This is a genomic window from Terriglobia bacterium (genome assembly GCA_020072645.1).
In the GTDB taxonomy this organism is placed as follows: domain Bacteria; phylum Acidobacteriota; class Terriglobia; order Terriglobales; family Acidobacteriaceae; genus Angelobacter.
Genome location: JAIQGK010000017.1, coordinates 61,315 through 81,913 on the forward strand (window position 1 = coordinate 61,315; position 20,599 = coordinate 81,913).

Here is a 20,599-nt window from a genome sequence, read left to right on the forward strand (position 1 = left end):
ATCTTGATTGCCAACACAAGGGAGATTGCTCAAGATGCGGCCTCGTTTTTTTGTGAGTTTGTTGTCAGTGCTGATTGCCACAAGTATCTTTTCCGCCACGCAGGAGCCGGTGAAGCCTGCGCTTAGTCCCCGCATCATCACTGCAACTAGACAAGTCTCAATATTCACCAAGCTGGAAAATCAACTGCTTCAGGCCGTACAGAAAAAAGATAAAGCTGCCGCGCAAGCCATGTTGACCGACGATCTGTACATCGAGATGCCGGACGCGGACCCCATGCCCGGCGATGATTGGCTGGATTCAGTGATGGCGAAGGACTACACGCTCAAGTCATTCGTGGTCCGCCAGATGTCCGCCATTGATCTGGGCAATGCCGTCGTGGTGAAATTTGACCGTCTCCAGCAGGCGGTGTCAAAGGGCAAGGCCGATAGCGGCGAATTTTTTGTGGTAGATGTATGGAAGAAAGATGGAGAAAATTGGAAGCTGGCCAGTCGCTATGTTTCCAAAGTAAGCTCTGTCCCGTACATGCCCAAAGCCGACGTGAAGCCAACAGGGAAGAAGTAAGACAACAGACATCGAACCGGCAGTAGGGTAGCTCCTCTACCGGTTCGCGTCTTGCAGCAATTCGCGCAGCCGGTCGGCGTCTTCGCGCGGTGCATCCGTCACAATGTAATATTGCAGTCCGCCCTGTTGCCAGCCATTTACTACAAAGGTCTGATTGGCGGGAGAGGGATCGCCGTGTACATCGCGTGCCTGGAAGATAAAGACGGACATTTTGTGTTGCCGCACCTGATACACCAGCTCCGCGCCGGGAGCGTGTTGCGCGTAGATCAATTTGCCGCCGATTAAAGTGAACGGCGAGTCTTTGGCAAGCTCTGGCGGATTGAACGTGAACGGAAGCTTTCCCTGAAACCATGGCTTCACCATGTGCTTGTCGCTGGAAACCACATCCACCGGATTAACGCTGGCCAGCATGATCACATGCTGATCAATTAATTGCGCAAGTGTGGCGTTGGATGCCGAGGGACGCGAGATCCAGGCGAATGCAACAATGGCCAACAAGACCGCAGACGCTGCTAGTGCGCTGGCTTTCAGCCACAAGCCTGTACTTTTCTTCGGCCGCATTTGCCGATGTATGCTGGCATAAAGTTCCGGCGGCGCTGTGAAGCGTTTGCCGGCCAGGCGGACAGCTTTCTTCAGCGCCTGCTGTTCCACCACTGCCGCGGAGCAATCGGCACAGCTTTGCAGATGGTCGCCGATGGCCTGCTCTTCGCGTGGCTCCAGCTCGCCATCCACATATAGCCCGATTTTTTCCCGCCATTCGCAGTTTGTCACTTTACACCTACAGTCCTGCTGCCGCCCAACGTCAGCACAATGTGCTCGCGCACCTGTTTTCTTGCCCGCGCCAACCGAGACATCACCGTGCCAATCGGTATGTCCAGCGCTTCCGCGATTTCCTGATACTTCATTTCTTCCAGATCGGCCAGCAGAATCACTTCCTGAAATGCGGGAGCCAGCTGTGCAATTGCGGACTGTACCAGCTCGGTATTCGCGCGCCGTATCAGCGCGATCTCCGGAGTTTCCTGGCTGATGGAAATCTCGGCCACGCCTTCTTCATCTTCCTGCTGCGTGTTGCGCCGCTCCAGCCCTGTCCTGCTGGTCAGGAACGTATTGCGCAGGATCCGAAACATCCATGCCCGAAAATTTGTGCCTTCGCGGAACGACGAGAAGCCTTTCAAGGACTTCAAGAACGTTTCCTGCACCAGGTCGCGGGCTTCGTCGGGGTCACCGCATAGCCATCGGGCAAAGTTATACAGCCCGTCCAGCAGCGGAATCGCCAGTTTTTCGAAGTCCTTATTTTCCAGGCCGCTCACATTCCCTCGCGCAACAACGGTGGCGGCCATGATTTTACTCTCCTTCGTGAACGTTTCCTGTCTGAAATGCTTCTGTGCTTATCGAGACGGCAAGCCCCTTGCTGCGTCATTCGAGTTCCTTCACACCCCAGCATTAACGCCGCTCAGGAATCCGCCGAGATGAGCAGTGAGGGCCACTACGCCAGCCGCCGCCATCTCCAAAGGGAACCGATACATGGGCAGCGTGCGTTCCGGTTTGCGGCCGCGAAAATGTACCCACCATACCAGCCAGATGAATAGAGTCGATCCCAATCCCAGCAGCAAGTGCAGCAGCAGAGTGCCTTTCAGTTTTTGACCCTCAAGCTGCCAGTGCCACGCCATTAAACCCGTGGCAACCGCCAGAACGGACGAAACGGCGGCCACCGTCAGGTTGTAATAAGCCACTGCCGCGAATGCAGCCTTGCTACACCACTGCGCCGCGATATCAAAAGCGACGCTCACCAGGAACAACGCGATAGGGAAGTGAATCAGCACAACGTGCTGAGCGTGGCGGGCCAGCAGGGCCGATTTCAGGTCAAAGGGGTTCATTTACTGCACCACAATCTTGCCGGTCATCTTGGGATGGATCGAGCAAAAGTATGTATAAGTGCCTGGCTGGGTAAATGTGTAGGTAAAAGTCTCATCCGTATCCAGCGCCTTGGATTTGAAGCTTTTGTCATCGCTCACAACGTTGTGAGGAATGTCATCCTGATTGGTCCAGCGGATCGTGCTGCCCACCGGCACCGTCACAGGATTTGGTGAAAAAACAAAGTTGTCGATTTTAACCTGTGTCGCGGCCTTGTCTTCCATCGTCGCGCCAAAAGTCGTGGACCGGCCCGCCATCATGATGATCAAGATGGCGAGCGTCGCAAAACCCAATGTTAAAACTGTTCTTTTCATGACTTGCTACTCTCCGTTTTTGTGTGTCGGGAAATTTATTCCAAGGTCGAATCGGTCACGCCCAGCGCGTGCTTGCCCTGGACATAGTTCACATCGCGGATGCCCAGCAAACTGCGCAGTTGTTCCGCCGGAACTTTCATTGGCCCTGGTGAAGGCGCTTCTCCCGGTTTGGGTTGAGGAAACGCCGTGGACGCCGCGGTATGAAATGTCACGTTGCCTTCCACCTTTTGCATGGTCTGGTGGATGTGGCCGTTCAGCACCGTGACCGATCCAAATTTCTTGAGATAGCCCAGCGCCTGCGCGCTGTCGTCGGTTCCCCAGCCCCACTCCGGATAAACGCTCCACAGCGGGATGTGCGCGAACACAACAATCGGCGTGCTCTTGGAAAGATGTTTTACTTCGCTTTCCATCCATTCCAGTTGCTCAGTGCCCAGGCTGCCCAGTCCTCCGGCTTTCAGGTTCATCACGTTCACCAGCCCGATGAAATGAACGCCCTTCTGGTCAAAGCTGTACCAGCCCGCTCCCTTGGCGTTCTTGCCGTAGCGCTCAAGATATTGTTTGCCATCGTCGCCGATGACGTCGTGCTCGCCGGGCACATAAAAGACATCTTTGGCGCTGGCGCTTTTCAGCAGTTGGTCAACGCCATCAAATTCTTCCGGCTTGGAAAGATGCGTGATGTCGCCGGTGTGAAGAATGAAGCTCGGTTGCGTCGGCAATGCGTTGATCTTGTCGATCGCCGCTTTCAAAGTTCCTGCAACATCAGTGTTGGCAGGCTTGTTGAACCCCATGTGGCTGTCACTGATCTGGACAAAGCTCAGTTCGCCTTTCATCTCCTTGGCGCTGCGCCCGGCGAGCCCGCTCAGGCTGTAAGACTTGAGCACGCCGCCTTGCATCACGCAAAAGGCCCCAGTGCCGGCCCATGCCATGCACTTTAAAAAGCCGCGGCGATCAATGCCGTCATGGTTGTGGTCATGCAGAATTTCGTCTTTCGTTTTGTCCGCCATTGCTTCCTCCTGTTGGAGTTTCGCGCCGCTCTTGGCTGTCGCGCTTATCTCACTCATTCAAACTGAGTAGGGAAGGAAATATTCCCGGCAAGCAAGAAAACAATTCTTAACCCTTTGCGCTTCCATTTATGTGTTTTATCTAATTAAAGGCAAATCGCTTCTAAGCAGTGATCGTCTGCAGTGAAATGCATCCAACCTGTTATGCTGCGGAATGCCGCAGGGAGGGACCTATTGTCAGTCGGCAGCCAAGCCAGGAATAGATTGGTGGCAATTGCGATCATCGCATTGTCCTGGCAAGCCAGCGCCGTTGCCCAAACCGCCGTGAAGCCGACCATCAGCGCGCAAACGCAAAATCTAGATGCGCTTCTGGATCAAAGTTATAACGCCATGTACAACTTGCGTTTCGATGAAGCGATGCGCCTGGCTGAATCCGCAAAACGCATGGCCAATGACGATCCTGTTCCATGGGTGGCGCAGGCTTGCGCTGCGCTCTTCCGTGAATTCGATCATCTGCATATTCTGCGCAGCGAACTCTTTGCCGCCGATGACAAATTCGCCGACGGGCCGCCATTCACCTGGGACCCGCAACGCCGCAAGGACTTTGACACTGCGCTGGCCGGAGCAGAAAAGCTGGCCCAGGAGCGCCTGAAGGAGAGCAAAGACGATCCGAGAGCTTTGTTCGCTTTAACGCTCGCCACAGGATTGCGCGCCGACGATGCCGCTCTCATCGCCAAGAAAAAATTCAGCGCGCTTTCTTACACCAAATCCGCAAACGGCTATGCTGAGCGACTGCTGGCTATCTCGCCTGACTATTACGACGCTTACATCGCCACTGGCATGGGCAAATACATCATCGGAGGCAAGGCCGCTCCGGTCCGGTGGATGCTGCGCCTGGGCGGGCTCAAAGGTGATCAGGAAGAGGGCGTAAAGGAACTGACGCTCGTGGCAGATCATGGCCGTTTTCTCATGCCTTTTGCCCGCATCCTGCTTGCATTCGACGATCTTCGCCATAAGAACACCGCTGCCGCCCGCAAAAAGCTTGAGTGGCTCCGCGAACACTTTCCCAATAACCCGCTCTTTTTGCAGGAAATTGCCAAATTGGACCATCCTGCCGCCGGCCCCGGCCAGAACTAATCGGCAATTCTCATTTACAATAAAAACATCCCAGATTGAACAACCTGCCCCGAACATTGCCCCCTGAAAGGTGCATTTGTTGGTGCATCTGCGGGGACATATCCTTTCGTACATCGGCAAAGCCCACGCGACCTGTTAGCATGCCGATAGGCTGAAGGACCTTTGGAGAGTATCTTTGGAACCCAGAAAACCCTTGCAAACTGCTGCTTTCCTGATCCTTGTCATGCTGGCCCTTGTGGCCGGTGCATCGGCGCAACTTCAGCAAGTGGCCTCTAAATCACCGACCGTTGAAGAAAAGCTGGCCCAGTCTTACCACGCCATGTATGATCTGAAATTTCAGGACGCCTTCAAGGCTGCCGATGAAGCCAAAGCCGTTGCTCAGGACGATCCCTTGCCTTATGTGGCGCAGGCCTGGGTAGCGTTCTTCCGCGAGCTCGACCGGCTGCACATTCTCCGCAGTGAGCTCTTTGCCACCGACGATAGCTACAACTCCCGCGATGCCTACTCATGGGACGCCGGCAACAAGAAAATTTTCGATAGCAGCCTTGACCAGGCGGAAAAGCTGGCCCAGGACAGGTTGAACCGCAACCAGAATGATGCCCGCGCGCTGCTGGCGCTTTCACTCATCAACGGCCTTCATGGCGATGATTTTGGGATCTTTACCAAGAAAGACCTCAAGGCTATCTCCTATATAAAGACCGCCACAACGTATGCTGAGAAACTGCTGGCCCAGTCCCCGGATTCCTATGACGCTTATGTCGCCACTGGAATGGGCAAAGTGATTGTGGCGCGTAAATCCGCTCCGGTGCGCTGGGTGCTTCGTCTGGGAGGACTCAAGGGCGATGAAGGCGAAGGCGTAAAGGAACTAACGCTGGCCGCAGACCACGCCCACTATCTTGCTCCGTTTGCCCGCCTGCTGGTGGTGTTTGAGGACGTGCGCTTCAAGAACACTGATGACGCGCGCCGCAAGCTGGAAGCGCTGCATCAGCAGTTCCCCAACAATCATCTTTTTCAGGATGAGCTTGAGAAACTGGGCCGCACGTCAGCGCAACTGGTCCGCCAAGGCAACTGAAGCCGCTCCTTCAATCTTTCCGCTGGGCCCTTGCTGCACAAACACCACCGCATGCAGGTCGTTTCGCTTCCAGTCTTTTTCCAGCTTGAGCGGCACCGTGGTTTCCATCGTGCCGTTGTGCAGCATGCCCACCTCTTTCAACTCGCGGACGACAGCCGCATGATGCAGTGTGCGTCCACCGTTCTCGCCCGCGCCTACTCGAGTCGTAAGGTTGTCCTCAGTGATCGCCAGCATAACCAAAGCGTTGCCCGATGATGCAGGACCTTTGACCTGAATGGTCAATTGGTCCGCTCCGGCTGGAGCGATTTTTACCTGTGCAGTTTCCAGTTGGCTGGCCTGCTGCCGGATCGTGCGTTGCGCCTGTCCGGCATCATTGCCCACAAATTCCACTCCGCCATCCACCACCATCTCAGGCGTGTATGGGCCGTCCACTTTCAGCGATCGGGTGTACTGCTCCTGCCGCTGCGTAAACTCCGCCGAGGAGAACCGGTCTTTCCATCCCAGTGAATTCCAGTAATCCACATGGAACCCCAGTGGGATCACCTGGATGTTTTTGGCGGAAAGGTCCTGGCGCAAACGCCCCAGCAACTCATCCGCCGGCGGACAACTGGAACATCCTTCTGAAGTGAATAGCTCCACCACCACAGCCCTGCGTGGCACGCCGGGCTCCGTCGTCTTAGCGACGACAATTGAGACACAGACTGCTGCAGTCACCAGAATTGCCACTGCCAAAGTTCGTCCCATGCTTATCAAGATGCACCACTTTCTTTTTCGTTTCCAGCCGTACCCAACGTACGTTCAAATCGAGTGCTATAGATTTTACGCTTTAGTAAATTTTTTTCATGCCCCCACCCCCTAAGGCACTTTTGTTGCAAACAAAAGATAAAAGTGCAATTCGAAAGGACTGTCAAAAGGCTGTTGAAGTCGTTTTTTCGCGTTCAATCGGCCCCAAACCCGTATCAACTTTTTTCATCGTCCCGATTGCCGATTTTACTCTTTGATTAACAGCTCTGCCGCTTCAGTTCGGGGGTATTGGCCTTGCTTTCAACAGCTCTTTTTGCCAAAGAACCTTGGAACCTGAAATCCGCCTGAGCGGCTGAGATCAGCGCGCCTATCAAGAGTGGAGTCTCACGCCCAGGTGAGGTCTATTGCCAAGCCTATGCGGCGCGTCTTTTTTGAATTTGATTTGCGACTGTCTTCAGATCGGCCACAAACTTACGCATTTCTTCATGCCGGGAGTCGTCGTCGGGAGCACGCAGAATTGATGAAGGATGAACGGTCGCCATCACCAGCGGCGCAATGTTCGATTGCACCCACTGCCCACGCTGCCTGGTTACGCGAAACTGGTTTCCCAGCACGCCTTGTGCGGCAGTGGCGCCCAGCAGCACCACCACTTCAGGCTTAACCACATTGATTTCGGCTTGCAGCCAGGGACGGCATGCGCTTATCTCCAGAGCATTGGGCTTCTTGTGCAAGCGGCGTTTGCCGCGCGGTTCCCATTTGAAATGCTTTACGATGTTGGTTACGTAAACGTCCTTGCGTTCGATTCCGGAGGCGGCCAACGCCTTGTCCAGAACAATGCCCGCTGGCCCCACAAATGGCTTACCCTGCAAATCTTCTTTGTCGCCGGGCTGTTCTCCCACCATCATCACCCGGGCGTTTGCGCGTCCTTCGCCAAAGACAGTCTGCGTGCCCATCTTCCACAGGTCGCACGCTTTGCAGCCCGCTGCAGCGATGCGCAGAGCAGGCAGAGTGTGCTTCTCCGGGATGGGTGCGGCAGAGACGCGATTTGAACGTTTGGTCATGTTAATTTTGATGCGTTCACGGCAACGCTGGGCGGCTTCGTTCGTTTCTTAGCCGTCATATAAACTGATCAGCGAGACTCGAGCCAAGGCAGGCGGCATGAAATTTCATACAGAATATCTCACCTTTAACACCAAGAAGCATCGCGAATACATCCACATTACGCCGCAGGTAGAAAAAATTGTGCATGCCAGCGGCGTGACGAACGGCATGGCTTTGGTTTCCGCCATGCATATTACAGCCGGCGTTTATGTGAATGACGACGAACGAGGATTGATCCATGACATCGACAAATGGCTGGAGCAGCTTGCGCCATTCAATGAAGCGTACCTGCACCATGAAACCGGGGAGGACAATGGCGACTCACACCTGAAGGCGCTGCTCATACACCACCAGGTAATTCTTCCGGTGACCAACGGCAGATTGCTGTTAGGGACGTGGCAGCGGGTTTTCTACGCGGAATTCGACGGCCAGCGCTCTAAACGAGTGGTGGTCGTCGTGATGGGAGAATAATCAATCCGCAAAATTTGCCGGCGATTTAGTGCACCATATTCTGCCTGCTACCCTGCGTTGCGGCGGGCAGTTTCAGCAGAATTTTAGTACGCCCGTCTATAAGCGACATTTCACCGCCAATGGAATAAACCAGCTCCTGGATGTAGGCGAGTTCCTTGGCCATAATTCCCTTCGCGTCCACCAGCGGTGGCAGAGAATCATCTGCCGCCTCCCACTTCATTTTAAGCAGGCAACGGCCCTCATTGGCCTGCGCTGAAATTGTAAGCACCAGCGGCCTGGTATTCCTGCCCACCAGCTTGCTCAGGAACAACACCATCAGATGGCGCAGCACCGGACTGCTGGTGACCTGGATGGAAGAGTCCCACTCGCGCTCCAGCGTTAACAAACCAGAGTGAAGCAACACAATAAAATCGTTAAACAGCTCATTGAACAGCGCATCCAGTGATATCCATGGCCCGCTGGGCACTGGGACGTCCCGCACCAGCGCTGATACTCCCTTGGCCAGAGAGATAGCGCGGTCCGCCTGCTGCTCAATAATTTTCAGGTCCGCCGGAAACGTTCGAGGACCATCCGCATGCATGCCCATGACTTCCAGAAAGCAACGTATGCTGGTAAGCGGCTGCGCCAAATCATGTGCGACTGAGTGAATCAATGCCCGCATAGGAGTTTGCTGCACGCCCACAGCATCATCCATGCCGATAAAAGCACTGGGCTGATGATTATGATGCAGTTCTGCATGGGCGGCGTCCGAACTGGGTTCTGAAGCCGGATCCACAGTCTGTGATGGGGCGGGCCTTCCAATCCTATAACCTTCACCTCTGACTGTGTGAATCAGCTTAGGTTCATCAGTAAAATCGACCTTCTTGCGCAAGTAGTTCACATAAACGTCCACAAGATTGCTGTCGGTTTCCGGCTCCAGTCCCCAGGACTCATGCAATAAGTCATGCCGCGTCACGGTTTCGCCGGCATGGCGCATCAACAGAAGCAGAAGATCGAATTCCTTGGGACTAAGCTTGATTTCGTGTTTCCCACGATGGACTTTGCGCGATCCCGGATCAAGTTCCAGATCTTCCACGCGCAGCACGTTCAGCGCTGGATCGGCCTTGCGGCGCAGCAACGCATTTGTCCGCGCGGCCAGTTCCTGGAAGGAAAATGGCTTGGTGATGTAATCGTCCGCGCCCAGGTTCAGCGACTGGATTCTGTCAGAGACGCGGTTGCGCGCGCTCAACACCATGACAGGAGTTTCCAATCCCTCGCCGCGCAGCCTTTCCAGCAGCTTCAGCCCGTCCGTCTGGCCGAAGTTCAAATCAAGAATAATGAGTTTGTAGTTCTGGCGCTGTAGCTCGGAAATGACACTATCTTCATCCAGCGCGGTATGGACGGAATAACCTTCTGATTCAAGCGATTTTGAGAGGAAAGTTGCCAGGTGAAGATCGTCATCAGCGAGAAGTATGGACATAACAATCTACCTTTCACCATGTCCGCGTGGGTGGCTATATCTTGAAGAATATAGAATCCGGATTCTAATAGCTCTTAAGGTGCTTACAAACTATACACATAAGAGTTAGACGGCACGATTCTAGAACATTAAAAAACTCTCGGCGCGACATTAATGCAATTTTATGAAAATGTAATTTTATGAATTCCCCAACATTATTGCATCGCCTGCATTTTCTATTTAGAGCGTTGTCGACGGGGTAAAATGAGATCAACCCGCTTGTTATCATGCATTTCGCGCGTATATTGCGGCTGCTTCTCGACTCCTCGATGTGTTCGTCGCAATGAAAAAATTGCCACCCGTCGTATTCTGCCTTTCGTCCCCAAACATAAGAACGCTCTAAGTTGCCGTTCTTGGGTTTTCGAAAACTCGAACTGCTCCGGAACTGGCGTTCCGTTTTCTGCTCCAAGTGACAGATTGATTTCTGCTTTTGAGAAGAAGCGTACGAACAGAAAAGGAGACGTGAAATGATTCAATCTACCGGACGCGGTCTGAAGCTTGCGCTGACGATTATCGCCATTTTTTTAGGACAGGTCGTGCTCGCGAATGCAAATAGCCCGACCCCTCCCGCCGGCTTCATGCAGTCTACGTCTGTCATTCTGCATAACAGAATTACAGCCAATGGAGGTTTCTGTACTTTCAACAATACATCTATTGCCACTTGCTCGGTTCCTTGGTCAGGATCTTCTTTCGTAGACACGAACTACACTGCTGTTTGCACAAGCGATACCCTCGGGCTGATTGTAGGGATCACTGCCAAGTCTACAAGTGGCATCAATGTCAGGCTGCAAAGTGTTGGCGGTATATTAAATTCGGGCAACTTCCCCATATTGGAATGCGTCGGCATTCATGACTGATTGGATTTTTGGGACTTGGCCTGAATCTGGGTAATCACGGGATGGCGCATCTCTCCTCCGGGGGGATGCCACCCCCACTGAGCTCAATGTCGCTGAGGGCTAAAAGAGATTTCGGAGCGAAAGCCAAAGGGATTGGCTTCTCTGCTCGATGGATGTGAGGTCGCAAACCCCCGTCGGCCAGCAGGGTCCTAAGCGAATACGGCTAGTGATTGTTTTCCACACGCTAAATTCTACTTTGCCTTGGCTGAATCTGACGTGGGATTCCTCCCAGGAATGTCTTGGTTTCCCGGCGTTTTCCCGATTTCCCTTTGTCCACAAGCATGCTAGGCCAATCGTTGCTTGCGATTTTTCATGATATCTGTTCTGGCACACTAACTGCCCACTGGTGCGCGAATGAGCGAAATCTTGGTACGATAGAGGGTTTGATTCCAGCGAAAGGCAACTTCTGTATCAATGGCAGCCAAAATCTTCAAGAATTTTATCGGCGGCGAGTGGGTCGAATCGCGCAGCGGCCAGACCTATGAAAACCTGAACCCGGCGGACACGCGTGACGTGATTGGTGTATTCCAACGCTCAGACAAGCGTGACGTGGACGATGCGGTTTCCGCAGCCAAACAGGCTTTTGAGCGCTGGCGGCTGGTTCCCGCGCCCAAGCGCGCTGAGATCATCTACCGTGCCGGGGAAATCCTGCTGGAACGCAAGGAAGAGTACGCCCGCCTGATGACGCGTGAAATGGGCAAAGTTTTGAAAGAAACACGCGGTGACGTGCAGGAAGCCGTGGATACGGCCTACTACATGGCCGGCGAAGGACGGCGGCAGTTCGGCGTAACCGTGCCGTCAGAATTGCCCAACAAGTTTGCCATGGCCGTACGCATGCCTCTTGGCGTTTGCGGCATGATTGCGCCCTGGAATTTTCCCATGGCGATTCCGTCATGGAAGCTGCTGCCTGCTCTGGTCTGTGGCAATACATGCGTCATCAAGCCGGCGGAAGACACTCCGCTTTCAACGCTCAACCTGCTGAAGGCACTCACGGACGCAGGCTTGCCTAAAGGCGTGGTCAATGTTGTGACAGGATTTGGGCCTGAAGTCGGCGCGCCGATTGCCGAGCACGCCAGCGTTCAGGCAATTTCATTTACTGGATCGAGCGAGGTGGGGCGCATTGTGGGCGAAACCGCTGCACGGAGTTTCAAGCCATGCTCGCTGGAAATGGGCGGCAAGAACGCCATCATCATTCTGGACGACGCAAATCTCGATCTGGCGCTTGAGGGGGTTCTCTGGGGCGCGTTCGGCACGACTGGACAGCGTTGCACCGCTGCCAGCCGCGTGATCGTACAGAAAGGCGTGTATCGCCAGTTCGCGGACCGCTTGATTTATCGCGCGCAACGGCTCAAAGTGGGCAACGGCCAGGATGAAAGCGTGGAGATGGGCCCGCAAATCAACGAGCAGCAAGTGGCCACCACGGAAAAATACGTTCAGATTGGCAAAAATGAAGGCGCAAAGCTGGAAGCGGGGGGCAAGGCCCTGAACACCACTGACCATGCTTATGGATGGTTCTTTGAGCCGACTATCTTCACTGACGTGAATGAAAAAATGCGCGTGGCCCAGGAAGAGATCTTTGGGCCAGTGCTCAGCCTGATCCCGGTAGATAACTTTGACAAAGCAATCGAGATCGCCAATGGCGTGCCTTATGGCCTGTCTTCATCGGTATACACGCGAGACGTCAACAAGGCTTTCCGCGCCATGCGCGATATTTACGCCGGCATTACATACGTGAATGCTCCGACGATTGGAGCTGAAGTGCATCTGCCCTTCGGCGGGACCAAGGCAACCGGTAATGGACATCGCGAAGGCGGCCTGGGAGCAATCGATTTCTATACCCAATGGAAGTCGTGCTATATCGATTTTTCTGACCGACTGCAGAGGGCACAGATCGATACAGGAGAATAGGCGAATGGTTTCGGCTGCCGATCCGTCCCGCTCGCAACGGAAACCGTTCGCAACGATCTCCATCAACACCACGAGTAGTTCAGATTGCTCGTCGGGTCGCTCGCGGGCTTTTATTGCGCCCACCAGATACTCTCTTCGCGCGCATTCTAGGTGGCAGAGGGGACTGTATCAATATGTCCGCGGGAATTCCCAGTTCGCGGTGCAGCTTACGGATCATATTCAGCGAAAGCGGCCGAGCACCTCTCATTACTTCATAGACTCGAGTCCGCTGCCCAATGACTCCGATTAAAGACCGATAGTCCTTGCCTTGCTGCTCCAATCGAAACTTAATGGCGTCAATGGGGGTCGGCAAATCGATCGGATGATGCTCCCGCTCGTATGCCTCAATCAAGGGGACAAGGACATCGAGTTCATCGCCTTCCGGAGTCGCGGAAGCCGAGCCCCACAGCGCTTCTACTCGATGGAGCGCCGCGTCATAATCTGCTTCACTTCTGATCGGTCTTATGCGCATATTGCACCGTCCTAACATCAATCCGGTCGTATTCCTTGTGCGTTCCGAGCCATTTGATAAAAACAACCTTTCTCTGATAATCAATGGCGGTTACAAGTCGATAGTCATTTCCTTTAATGTTGAAGACAACGCGGTCTTTGCCAGCGATGCTTGCATTCCCATAACTCTTTTTGACCTCGGCCGGTGAGTTCCAATTTGCTGCTTGCGTTTCGTGAAACCACGCATCCAGAGCTGTTTTTACAGCCTTGTAGTCTTTGGAGGCGCGCAAAGATTCAGAAAAATCATTCAAAGTTCGACGCGCAATCACTCTCACGTCACTATCGTATATTATTAATAATATCCTGTACCCAAACTGGGCACAAATAAATTCTTGCAGGAAGGACCGGAGATGGCACTCGTGCGGCGATTGACACCCAAGAAACTTGAGAAGAGCGGGACTCATACCGAGTGGAGTGCACATATTCCATTGTGAATAACGAATATCTTCAGATCGACACATACGGCTCCTCGACGCGAGAGAGTCCGCCACGGTGAGCCAGACAATTCGCTTCGCGCCCGCGGCAATCCAGCAACTCAAAGCTCTGCTTGAGAAGCACTTTTTGACAAACATGACTGCCGGTGCCGTTGACACAACTGCAGGTGGATTAGATCGCCGTTAAATCGAAAGTTCTAAAAATCGTGCGTTAGAGCCAGCCTCTCGTGTCGAGAAGTGTCTACTCCGCACCGTGATGGCATCCAGCTTATAATGACTCGCAGGACTCCCGCGGCTTCTTGCCAATTGGCGCGAGAGCTGTTTTGTGCCCGATCAGAAACCGGATAAAAGCAATCGTTCACTCCCCCTGACGCAGCGGCGCGCCCTGCTGATTCCGCTGGCGCTGGGCATTGTCTTACTTTTCGGCGTCGTTTTTTCTCAACAAGCTTTTAACCTGAAGCAGCTCCGGCCAGATTCCGCCGGACAGACGTTGGGTTTGGTGGCGCTTTCAGCCCTGGTTTTTCTGCTGCTGGTGGTGCTCACCTTCGTCCTGTTTCGCAACCTGCTCAAGCTTTATGCCGAGCGGCGGCTTGGCGTGCTGGGTTCACGCTTCCGCACGCGCATGATGGTCGGCGCTTTGGTCCTGTCGTTTGCGCCTGCGATTGTGATGTTTATGTTCTCTTACGGACTGATGAACCGGTCGATCGACAAATGGTTTTCGAGTCCGGTAAACGCGTTGCACCAGGGCTCGGGACGCGTGGCGGCGCTGTTGACCGCCTCAACTGGAGACAGTGCACGCCACACTGCCATGGACATTGCGGAGTCTCCGGAAATTCAACGTGCGTTTGAGACTGCCAATTACTCTGGCGTGCTGCACGAATTTCGGCGTCACCAGAACACGCTGCAAAACGGCTTTGCCATGGCCATTCGAGATGACACGGCCGTGGCAAGCTGGAACCTGCCGCGTCCGTGGCCTGCGCTTCGCCAATCCCTTCCTGACTTAAAGAGCCTTCAACAGTCTCCGGAGAAGTGGGTCTATCAGAACGCGGAATATCTTGTAGCCATGGCGCCGGCGGGAAAGTCCGGGACGATCTTGATTGGGCTGCCGCTTCCCAAGGATTTTTCTCCAACGCTGGAGCAGATCAACCAGGACCAGCATGACTATGAAACGCTGGGACACGAGGCCAAGCGCATTCGTGGTTTGTACATGCTGCTGTTGACCATGTTGACCGTACTGGTTCTGTTTGTGGCTACATGGTCTTCATTGTTCGTCGCCAAGCTGGTCACGCGTCCGGTGGAAGCGCTGGCTGTGGCAACGCGCGAGATATCCCTGGGGCACCTGGGACACCGCGTTGAGGTTTCCGCCGCGGACGAACTGGGCGAACTGGTTTCTTCATTCAACAACATGGCTGGAGAGCTGGAATCCAGCCGCACCAAGATTGACGAGTCTGCCCGCGCGCTAACGGAGACAAACACTGAGCTGGAGCAGCGCCGCCGGCACATCGAAACAATTCTGGAAAGCATCCCCACCGGCGTGCTTTCCTTGGACCCTCAAAGGCGTGTCACGCACAGCAACGTGGCTTTCGGGCGGATGTTCTGGCCGAACGGCGGTGCGCCGGTGATCGGATCGACACTGCGCCAGGTCTTCGATGATGAAACGGCTTCCGACCTGGAGCATCTATTGCGCCGCGCTGACCGCATGTCAGTGACGGCTGCGCAATTTGAGATTCCCCTGGACAAAGACAAGCTCAATGTGAGCGTGACCGTTTCTTCCGTGCAGCATGGCAAACAGCGGCTGGGATACGTGATCGTCTTTGAGGACTATAGCGAACTACTGAAGGCGCAGCGTGAAGCTGCATGGCGCGAGGTAGCGCGGCGCGTGGCCCATGAAATCAAGAACCCGCTCACGCCGATCGCGCTTTCCGCCGAGCGCATTCGGCGCCATCTGGAGCGCGGGCTGGTTCCAGACCAGGCTTCGTTGAACGTGATCCATGGCTGCGCGGAGACGATCACGGAGGCTGTGCAGACAGTCCGTTCGCTGGTGGATGAGTTCTCATCGCTGGCGCGGTTTCCCGCAGCCCAGCCGCGTCCGGCGGACATCAATGAAATTGTGGAAGGCACGCTGGCAATGTTCAACGGCAGGCTGGACGGGATACGCGTGGAAAAACAGCTCGATGCCAACCTGCCGCTGGCTATGGCCGATCCTGAGGCCATCAAGCGCGCGCTGGCCAACCTGATCGATAACGCCGCTGAAGCCATGCAGGATTCGCGCGTGCGCGAAATCCATATCACCACGTCCTTGCTTGATGGGCGCGACGGGCTGGAGATCGTGATTGCGGATACCGGCCATGGCATCGATCGCGAGGTAAAAGAAAAATTGTTTCTGCCATATTTTTCCACCAAGAAGCGCGGCACCGGACTGGGGCTGGCAATCGTGCGTCGCATCATTGACGATCATCATGGCTCCATTCGCGTGGAAGAAAACAAGCCGGCGGGCGCAAAGTTCCTGGTAGAGCTGCCGCTGGCGGGTGAGATGGCAGCAGGGGAGTCGCAGAGTGCATAGCGTCCTGGTGGTGGATGATGAACGCGATATCCGCGAGTCGCTGCGTGGCGTCCTTGAGGATGAAGGGTACAAGGTGCTGCTGGCGGAAAGCGGCGAAGCCTGCTTAGAGCAATTGAAGAAACGCTCCTGCGAAGTGGTGCTGCTGGATATATGGCTGCCCGGCATTGACGGGTTGGAGACTCTGGAAAAAATCAGGCAACTGGAAGATCCGCCGGAGGTAGTCATCATCTCCGGCCACGGGACGATTGAGACCGCGGTCCGCGCCACCAAGCTGGGCGCGTTCGACTTTCTGGAAAAGCCGCTTTCACTGGATAAGACACTCATTGTTTTGAAGAACGCCGTGGAAGCGCACCGCCTGCGGCTGGAGAATGCGGAGTTCAAAAAACAGTTCCAGGCGAAAAGCGTCATCGTAGGCGAGAGCATTCCCATCAAGGCGCTGCGGCATGAAATTGAAGTAATGGCCCCGACGAACGGGCGTGTGCTGATTTATGGCGAGTCAGGGACAGGCAAAGAACTGGTGGCGCACGCCATCCACGCGCACAGCCTGCGCAAGGACAAACTGTTTGTCGAGGTAAACTGCGCGGCCATCCCGGAAGACTGGATTGAAAGCGAGCTCTTTGGCCATCGCAAGGGCGCGCTGCCCGGCGCAGCCAGCGATAAAGAAGGCAAGTTTGAAAAAGCGAATGAAGGCACGCTGTTTCTGGACGAAGTGGGCGACATGAGCCTGAAGACGCAATCCAAGGTGCTGCGCACGCTCGATGAACAGAAATTTACGCCTGTAGGCGACGACGATCCGGTAAAGGTGGACGTGCGCGTGATCGCCGCGACGAACAAAGACCTGGACGAGGAAATTTCTCGCGGCAATTTTCGTGAAGACCTGTTTTATCGGCTGAATGTAATTCCGTTTTACGTTCCGCCGCTACGCGAGCGGAAAGAAGATATTCCGCTGCTGTCAAAGCATTTTCTCAAAGAGTTCTCCGCCGCTTACAGCCGGCGGTCGCGCGAAATCACCGATGAGGCGATTGAGACCCTCACACGCTATTCCTGGCCGGGAAACGTGCGCGAACTGCGTAATGTAATTGAGCGACTGGTGATTATGAATCCCACGGCGCACAAGATTGAACGCAAGCATCTGCCGCCGCTGATCCATCGGGAAGGCGGTCGCTCTTCTACGGCGGGCTTTTCCACGCTGCACCAGGCCCGTGCTGCATACGAGCGCGATTACATCCTGAAAAAGCTGGACGAGAACCACGGCAACGTGACCCGCGCCGCAGAAGTGCTGGGGCTTGAGCGGAGCCATCTGTATCGCAAGATGAAGACGCTGGGGATAGCGGTGAAGGAGTAATTCTTGCTTGAGAAGTTTTGGCTGACTTGAGATTTCGAGCCACCGTTTTGGTGAGAATTCGCTGAATCTGCATGGCAAGGCGCAGTTTGCCGGGATCTTCCGAACTTCGCCCTCACTTCTTTCGGTGTTCGGCCTGCGCTCCCAGTGACAAAGTTGTAAGTACAGTGGAATCAATACAATTTTTTCTTTGTTATTCCCGCTTTATCCCGCGGCACGCGGGTGGGGTGCTCAAGATGACAGGGCCTGAGCATTACGGCTTCCCCTGTCGCCCGTTCTTAGAAAGAGGCGAGTTTGACGACGGCGGACGTCTTGGGCACCGTCTCAGAACACCTGTCGTCGATCATCAACTCCGCACCTGAACACTGAGGCCTAGTCTCCGTAGGGCGTCTATGCGCCAGCGCCGCCGAAGGTACTCTCCAGCCGACCCCCGCTAGTCTCACCGGAGCAGACATGAAGAAGTTCTGGATCGGAGTTAAGGACACATCCTTCATCTGTGACCGCGGTCACGGCAGCCGCTCTGCGACAGAAGTATCGTAGAACATCTTGCAGAGCTGATACTGGCCTGTCTTCTGCTAACCGGCAAAGGAGGGCCAGTATCGGCCTAATATCACCCCCGATGAAAGAAAAGTGGCTGTTACACCATGGCGACCCAAGGGTTAAAGTTTCCGATACAAAAACGTGTCCCCCAGTTGACCGCAAGTATTCGGGTCGGCGGGGAAGAAGTAATTCATCACATTGCAGATCAATGGCGGAGACTGTGCGACGAGACTGCAAGCGCTCCGTTTCACCGTCCGGAATGGGTCCAGACGTACCTTCGCATTTTTGAGCCAGGTAACCAACTGGTCCTGTTCACGGTTCATTCAGCTAAGGGATTGGTCGCGGTTTTGCCTCTGTTACGCAAACGAAGCTGGTACGCCGGTATCCCGGTGGTCAAAATGGCGGGGGCAGCCAACGTACATTCAGTTCGATTTGAGATCGTACACAAGAAAGGCATTGCGGGTGAAGCTGCTGTGCCGTTGATCTGGCAGCTGTTGAAGTCCATGTCAGGTTGGGACGTTCTTGAGTTGCCGGTGTTTCCGCAACACGGCGCCTGCGAAAAACTCATGGCGCTTGCCGGTCTTGATGGTTTTAACACGGTCACGTTTCTGGCGCAGGACAGCCCGATCTTGCACATGCAACGTGATGGGAATGGCCACCTGACGTGGCTGGCTGACACGAGCCGTCATTTTCGCCATGAACTGCGGCGACTGGAGCGGCTGCTGGAGAAAGAAACAGGCGACAAGACTAAACTGATTTGCCATGATGAGCCTCATGCGGAGACGCTGCACAAGTTTTATGAGATGGAAGCGGCAGGTTGGAAAGGCGCTGAGGGCTCCGCGATCAACTGTGACAAGGCGACGCGGTCATTTTATGATTCCATTGCGCGCGAGGCGACCAGCGGCGGTTACTTTCGGCTGCACGCACTGGAAGTCAACGGAAGAATGACAGCAGGCGCTTTCAGCGTAGTCACCGATGATTGCTTCTTTCCCATGAAGATTACCTATGATGAGTCCTTGCGGCGCGGCGCTCCCGGACTGCTACTGCTAAACGGGATCATGCAGGAATGCGCGGAAAATGGCGTAGGGCAACTCTTTTTTGGCGGCGGTAAGGACTCTTACAAAACTTCATGGACGCCTGAAACGCTGCCCCATTTCAATGGATTTGTGTTTAACACGACTCTTCGCGCACAGATGGCATTTCAAGTGCGAACGAAGTTACTCTCGCCTCTGGGAAAGTATCGGCGGGGGATACTTGAAAAGTGGCGAACAGTGAAGAGCCAGGGCTTTGACCGAAGTGCGGCAGAGTCGACGGACAAGAACCACCCACCGCCAGGCGGGATATCATTATCAAAGCCCGGATCCTTAGACCGTAAGAAGGAGAATACCCATGCAAATGAGCATGATTTGCTGTCCATTTAAGACGTCATTTGGTTTTTATGCCAGCTCTCTGAAGGCTGAAATTGAAAGAAGGACCGGCACAACCATGCAGTGGGTGGCTTCAAACTGCGGCTGCGGAGATCCCATTGAAGTCGGCAGGCAATTCCAGGCGAAGCAGTGCGATTACTTTGATATGCCGATGCCGGTCGAGTTCCGGTCGAAAAAAGCATGGAAGCGCCGCTTGCGGGGAGTCGCCCGCAGTGTAATTACTTATGCGCGCGCTAAAAAGTATGCCGCCTTATCGAAAAATGCCGAGGTGGTGCATTTCCAGCAGATCCTGAATGCTTACGGGTCCAAGGCCGTTTTCCACTGGCTGCATCAGCCTTCCAGTGCAGTCAGGGTAATCACGGTCCATGAACTTGATGGCGATCAACAGGAATTTCCCGAAACCAACACCACTTACAACCTGGCAGACGCCATTATCGTCCATTGCGAAGACATGAAGCAGCAGCTTGTGCGGTTGAAGGTGCAGGAAAACAAAGTCCACGTTGTTCTGCACGGGACCGGACTGCCTGAAGTGCTGCCGGACAGTGAACGGTCAGGAATAGTTTTTTATGGCGGGCACAAGTTGATGTCCGGCAAAGGCGTTGAAACGGTTTTCAAGGCAATGGCCATCATCAAGGCCCGCATGGGCGAGGCCACGCCAACGCTAAAAATTCATGGACACTACGGCCCGGTCACGCCAAAAGAAGGCGCTCAACTGGCGCTCGACAATGGAGTTGACGACAAAGTTGTGTGGCTGAATCAGATTTCAGAGGAAGACATGGTACGTCTGTACCAGACGTCCAGGGTCTGCCTGCTTCCTTACACCGGGAGTTTTGCCGGACTGCCCGCTTCACTGGCTGCTGCCTGCAAGTTGCCTGTAGTGTGCACCCGCAAAGCGGGCTTGCCTGACCATCTGGGTGATAGCGGAGTCTGGGTGGAAGAGAATAACCCGGAGCAATTGGCGGAACGAATCATTGAATTGCTAACGAATGATGAGTTGCGGCAGCAGGTCGGAGCGAAGTTGCTGAAGCGCGCTAAAGAGTCGCTAAGCTGGGATGTGATTGCGGAGAAGACTGTTGAGATTTATGAGCAGTCAACCGCAAAGAAAGCGCTTGCCAAAGCGTCATAG

General features: G+C 54.5%; 19 protein-coding genes. 10 read left to right on the forward strand and 9 right to left on the reverse strand.

Annotation, left to right across the window (positions count from 1 at the left end; translation table 11 throughout):
• The first annotated feature begins 34 nt into the window (after positions 1-34).
• Positions 35-562, forward strand: a complete 528-nt coding sequence (locus LAO76_22690; GenBank protein MBZ5493737.1) for a nuclear transport factor 2 family protein — start codon at positions 35-37, stop codon at positions 560-562.
• A 36-nt stretch (positions 563-598) separates the two neighbouring features.
• Here LAO76_22690 and LAO76_22695 read toward each other — a convergent pair whose 3' ends face one another.
• The 5 genes from LAO76_22695 to LAO76_22715 form a co-directional block, all read right to left on the reverse strand.
• The gene (locus LAO76_22695; protein ID MBZ5493738.1) at positions 599-1,333 is read right to left on the reverse strand and encodes a zf-HC2 domain-containing protein; all 735 of its coding nucleotides are present in this window, start codon (positions 1,331-1,333) and stop codon (positions 599-601) included.
• Complete coding sequence (locus LAO76_22700; GenBank protein MBZ5493739.1) at positions 1,330-1,902, reverse strand: sigma-70 family RNA polymerase sigma factor; 573 nt, start codon at positions 1,900-1,902, stop codon at positions 1,330-1,332. Before LAO76_22700 ends, LAO76_22695 begins: the two co-directional genes overlap by 4 nt.
• A 90-nt stretch (positions 1,903-1,992) precedes the next feature.
• Positions 1,993-2,439, reverse strand: a complete 447-nt coding sequence (locus LAO76_22705) for a DUF2231 domain-containing protein (protein MBZ5493740.1) — start codon at positions 2,437-2,439, stop codon at positions 1,993-1,995.
• Positions 2,440-2,790 carry a cupredoxin family copper-binding protein gene (locus LAO76_22710; GenBank protein MBZ5493741.1) on the reverse strand — a complete coding sequence of 117 codons (351 nt, stop codon included), beginning with the start codon at positions 2,788-2,790 and terminating at the stop codon, positions 2,440-2,442.
• A 35-nt stretch (positions 2,791-2,825) separates the two neighbouring features.
• Entirely contained in the window at positions 2,826-3,794 is a 969-nt protein-coding gene (locus LAO76_22715; GenBank protein ID MBZ5493742.1) for a metallophosphoesterase, read from the reverse strand.
• A 264-nt stretch (positions 3,795-4,058) separates the two neighbouring features.
• Here LAO76_22715 and LAO76_22720 point away from each other — a divergent pair, with 264 nt between their 5' ends.
• Both LAO76_22720 and LAO76_22725 read left to right on the forward strand, forming a co-directional pair.
• Entirely contained in the window at positions 4,059-4,928 is an 870-nt protein-coding gene (locus tag LAO76_22720; protein MBZ5493743.1) for a hypothetical protein, read from the forward strand.
• Positions 4,929-5,103: 175 nt separating this feature from the next.
• Positions 5,104-6,000, forward strand: coding sequence for a hypothetical protein (locus LAO76_22725; GenBank protein ID MBZ5493744.1), 897 nt, complete (start codon positions 5,104-5,106; stop codon positions 5,998-6,000).
• Here the strand turns inward: LAO76_22725 and LAO76_22730 are convergent.
• Complete coding sequence (locus LAO76_22730; protein MBZ5493745.1) at positions 5,971-6,744, reverse strand: DUF1223 domain-containing protein; 774 nt, start codon at positions 6,742-6,744, stop codon at positions 5,971-5,973. The two genes, LAO76_22725 and LAO76_22730, sit on opposite strands and share 30 nt — an antisense overlap.
• A 413-nt stretch (positions 6,745-7,157) precedes the next feature.
• Positions 7,158-7,805, reverse strand: a complete 648-nt coding sequence (locus LAO76_22735; protein MBZ5493746.1) for a UdgX family uracil-DNA binding protein — start codon at positions 7,803-7,805, stop codon at positions 7,158-7,160.
• Between the two features lie 97 nt (positions 7,806-7,902).
• Here LAO76_22735 and LAO76_22740 point away from each other — a divergent pair, with 97 nt between their 5' ends.
• The gene (locus tag LAO76_22740; GenBank protein MBZ5493747.1) at positions 7,903-8,316 is read left to right on the forward strand and encodes a secondary thiamine-phosphate synthase enzyme YjbQ; all 414 of its coding nucleotides are present in this window, start codon (positions 7,903-7,905) and stop codon (positions 8,314-8,316) included.
• A 25-nt stretch (positions 8,317-8,341) separates the two neighbouring features.
• Here LAO76_22740 and LAO76_22745 read toward each other — a convergent pair whose 3' ends face one another.
• A complete protein-coding gene (locus LAO76_22745) occupies positions 8,342-9,775 on the reverse strand; it encodes a response regulator (GenBank protein ID MBZ5493748.1) in 1,434 nt (477 codons plus the stop codon).
• Between the two features lie 506 nt (positions 9,776-10,281).
• Here LAO76_22745 and LAO76_22750 point away from each other — a divergent pair.
• Both LAO76_22750 and LAO76_22755 read left to right on the forward strand, forming a co-directional pair.
• Positions 10,282-10,671 carry a hypothetical protein gene (locus LAO76_22750; protein ID MBZ5493749.1) on the forward strand — a complete coding sequence of 130 codons (390 nt, stop codon included), beginning with the start codon at positions 10,282-10,284 and terminating at the stop codon, positions 10,669-10,671.
• A gap of 453 nt (positions 10,672-11,124) precedes the next feature.
• On the forward strand, positions 11,125-12,618 hold the full coding sequence (locus LAO76_22755; GenBank protein ID MBZ5493750.1) for an aldehyde dehydrogenase family protein: 1,494 nt from the start codon (positions 11,125-11,127) through the stop codon (positions 12,616-12,618).
• A 485-nt stretch (positions 12,619-13,103) separates the two neighbouring features.
• Here the strand turns inward: LAO76_22755 and LAO76_22760 are convergent, their stop codons facing one another.
• On the reverse strand, positions 13,104-13,442 hold the full coding sequence (locus LAO76_22760) for a type II toxin-antitoxin system HigB family toxin (GenBank protein ID MBZ5493751.1): 339 nt from the start codon (positions 13,440-13,442) through the stop codon (positions 13,104-13,106).
• Positions 13,443-13,926: 484 nt separating this feature from the next.
• On the opposite strand from LAO76_22760, the gene LAO76_22765 reads away from it, so the two are divergent.
• The 4 genes from LAO76_22765 to LAO76_22780 all read left to right on the forward strand — a co-directional run bounded on the left by LAO76_22765 (position 13,927) and on the right by LAO76_22780 (position 20,599).
• Complete coding sequence (locus tag LAO76_22765) at positions 13,927-16,164, forward strand: HAMP domain-containing protein (protein MBZ5493752.1); 2,238 nt, start codon at positions 13,927-13,929, stop codon at positions 16,162-16,164.
• The gene (locus tag LAO76_22770) at positions 16,157-17,509 is read left to right on the forward strand and encodes a sigma-54 dependent transcriptional regulator (protein MBZ5493753.1); all 1,353 of its coding nucleotides are present in this window, start codon (positions 16,157-16,159) and stop codon (positions 17,507-17,509) included. Before LAO76_22765 ends, LAO76_22770 begins: the two co-directional genes overlap by 8 nt.
• Positions 17,510-18,150: 641 nt before the next feature.
• On the forward strand, positions 18,151-19,467 hold the full coding sequence (locus tag LAO76_22775; GenBank protein ID MBZ5493754.1) for a GNAT family N-acetyltransferase: 1,317 nt from the start codon (positions 18,151-18,153) through the stop codon (positions 19,465-19,467).
• Positions 19,442-20,599 carry a glycosyltransferase family 4 protein gene (locus LAO76_22780; protein ID MBZ5493755.1) on the forward strand — a complete coding sequence of 386 codons (1,158 nt, stop codon included), beginning with the start codon at positions 19,442-19,444 and terminating at the stop codon, positions 20,597-20,599. Before LAO76_22775 ends, LAO76_22780 begins: the two co-directional genes overlap by 26 nt.

Bases quoted from the DNA above. Each gene is read 5' to 3' on its own strand.
- LAO76_22780 (MBZ5493755.1), top strand. From the start codon at position 19,442: ATGAGCATGATTTGCTGTCCATTTAAGACGTCATTTGGTTTTTATGCC.
- LAO76_22705 (MBZ5493740.1), bottom strand. From the start codon at position 2,439: ATGAACCCCTTTGACCTGAAATCGGCCCTGCTGGCCCGCCACGCTCAG.
- LAO76_22730 (MBZ5493745.1), bottom strand. From the start codon at position 6,744: ATGGGACGAACTTTGGCAGTGGCAATTCTGGTGACTGCAGCAGTCTGT.
- LAO76_22755 (MBZ5493750.1), top strand. From the start codon at position 11,125: ATGGCAGCCAAAATCTTCAAGAATTTTATCGGCGGCGAGTGGGTCGAA.
- LAO76_22700 (MBZ5493739.1), bottom strand. From the start codon at position 1,902: ATGGCCGCCACCGTTGTTGCGCGAGGGAATGTGAGCGGCCTGGAAAAT.
- LAO76_22775 (MBZ5493754.1), top strand. From the start codon at position 18,151: ATGGCGACCCAAGGGTTAAAGTTTCCGATACAAAAACGTGTCCCCCAG.
- LAO76_22750 (MBZ5493749.1), top strand. From the start codon at position 10,282: ATGATTCAATCTACCGGACGCGGTCTGAAGCTTGCGCTGACGATTATC.
- LAO76_22715 (MBZ5493742.1), bottom strand. From the start codon at position 3,794: ATGGCGGACAAAACGAAAGACGAAATTCTGCATGACCACAACCATGAC.
- LAO76_22740 (MBZ5493747.1), top strand. From the start codon at position 7,903: ATGAAATTTCATACAGAATATCTCACCTTTAACACCAAGAAGCATCGC.
- LAO76_22745 (MBZ5493748.1), bottom strand. From the start codon at position 9,775: ATGTCCATACTTCTCGCTGATGACGATCTTCACCTGGCAACTTTCCTC.
- LAO76_22735 (MBZ5493746.1), bottom strand. From the start codon at position 7,805: ATGACCAAACGTTCAAATCGCGTCTCTGCCGCACCCATCCCGGAGAAG.
- LAO76_22710 (MBZ5493741.1), bottom strand. From the start codon at position 2,790: ATGAAAAGAACAGTTTTAACATTGGGTTTTGCGACGCTCGCCATCTTG.
- LAO76_22690 (MBZ5493737.1), top strand. From the start codon at position 35: ATGCGGCCTCGTTTTTTTGTGAGTTTGTTGTCAGTGCTGATTGCCACA.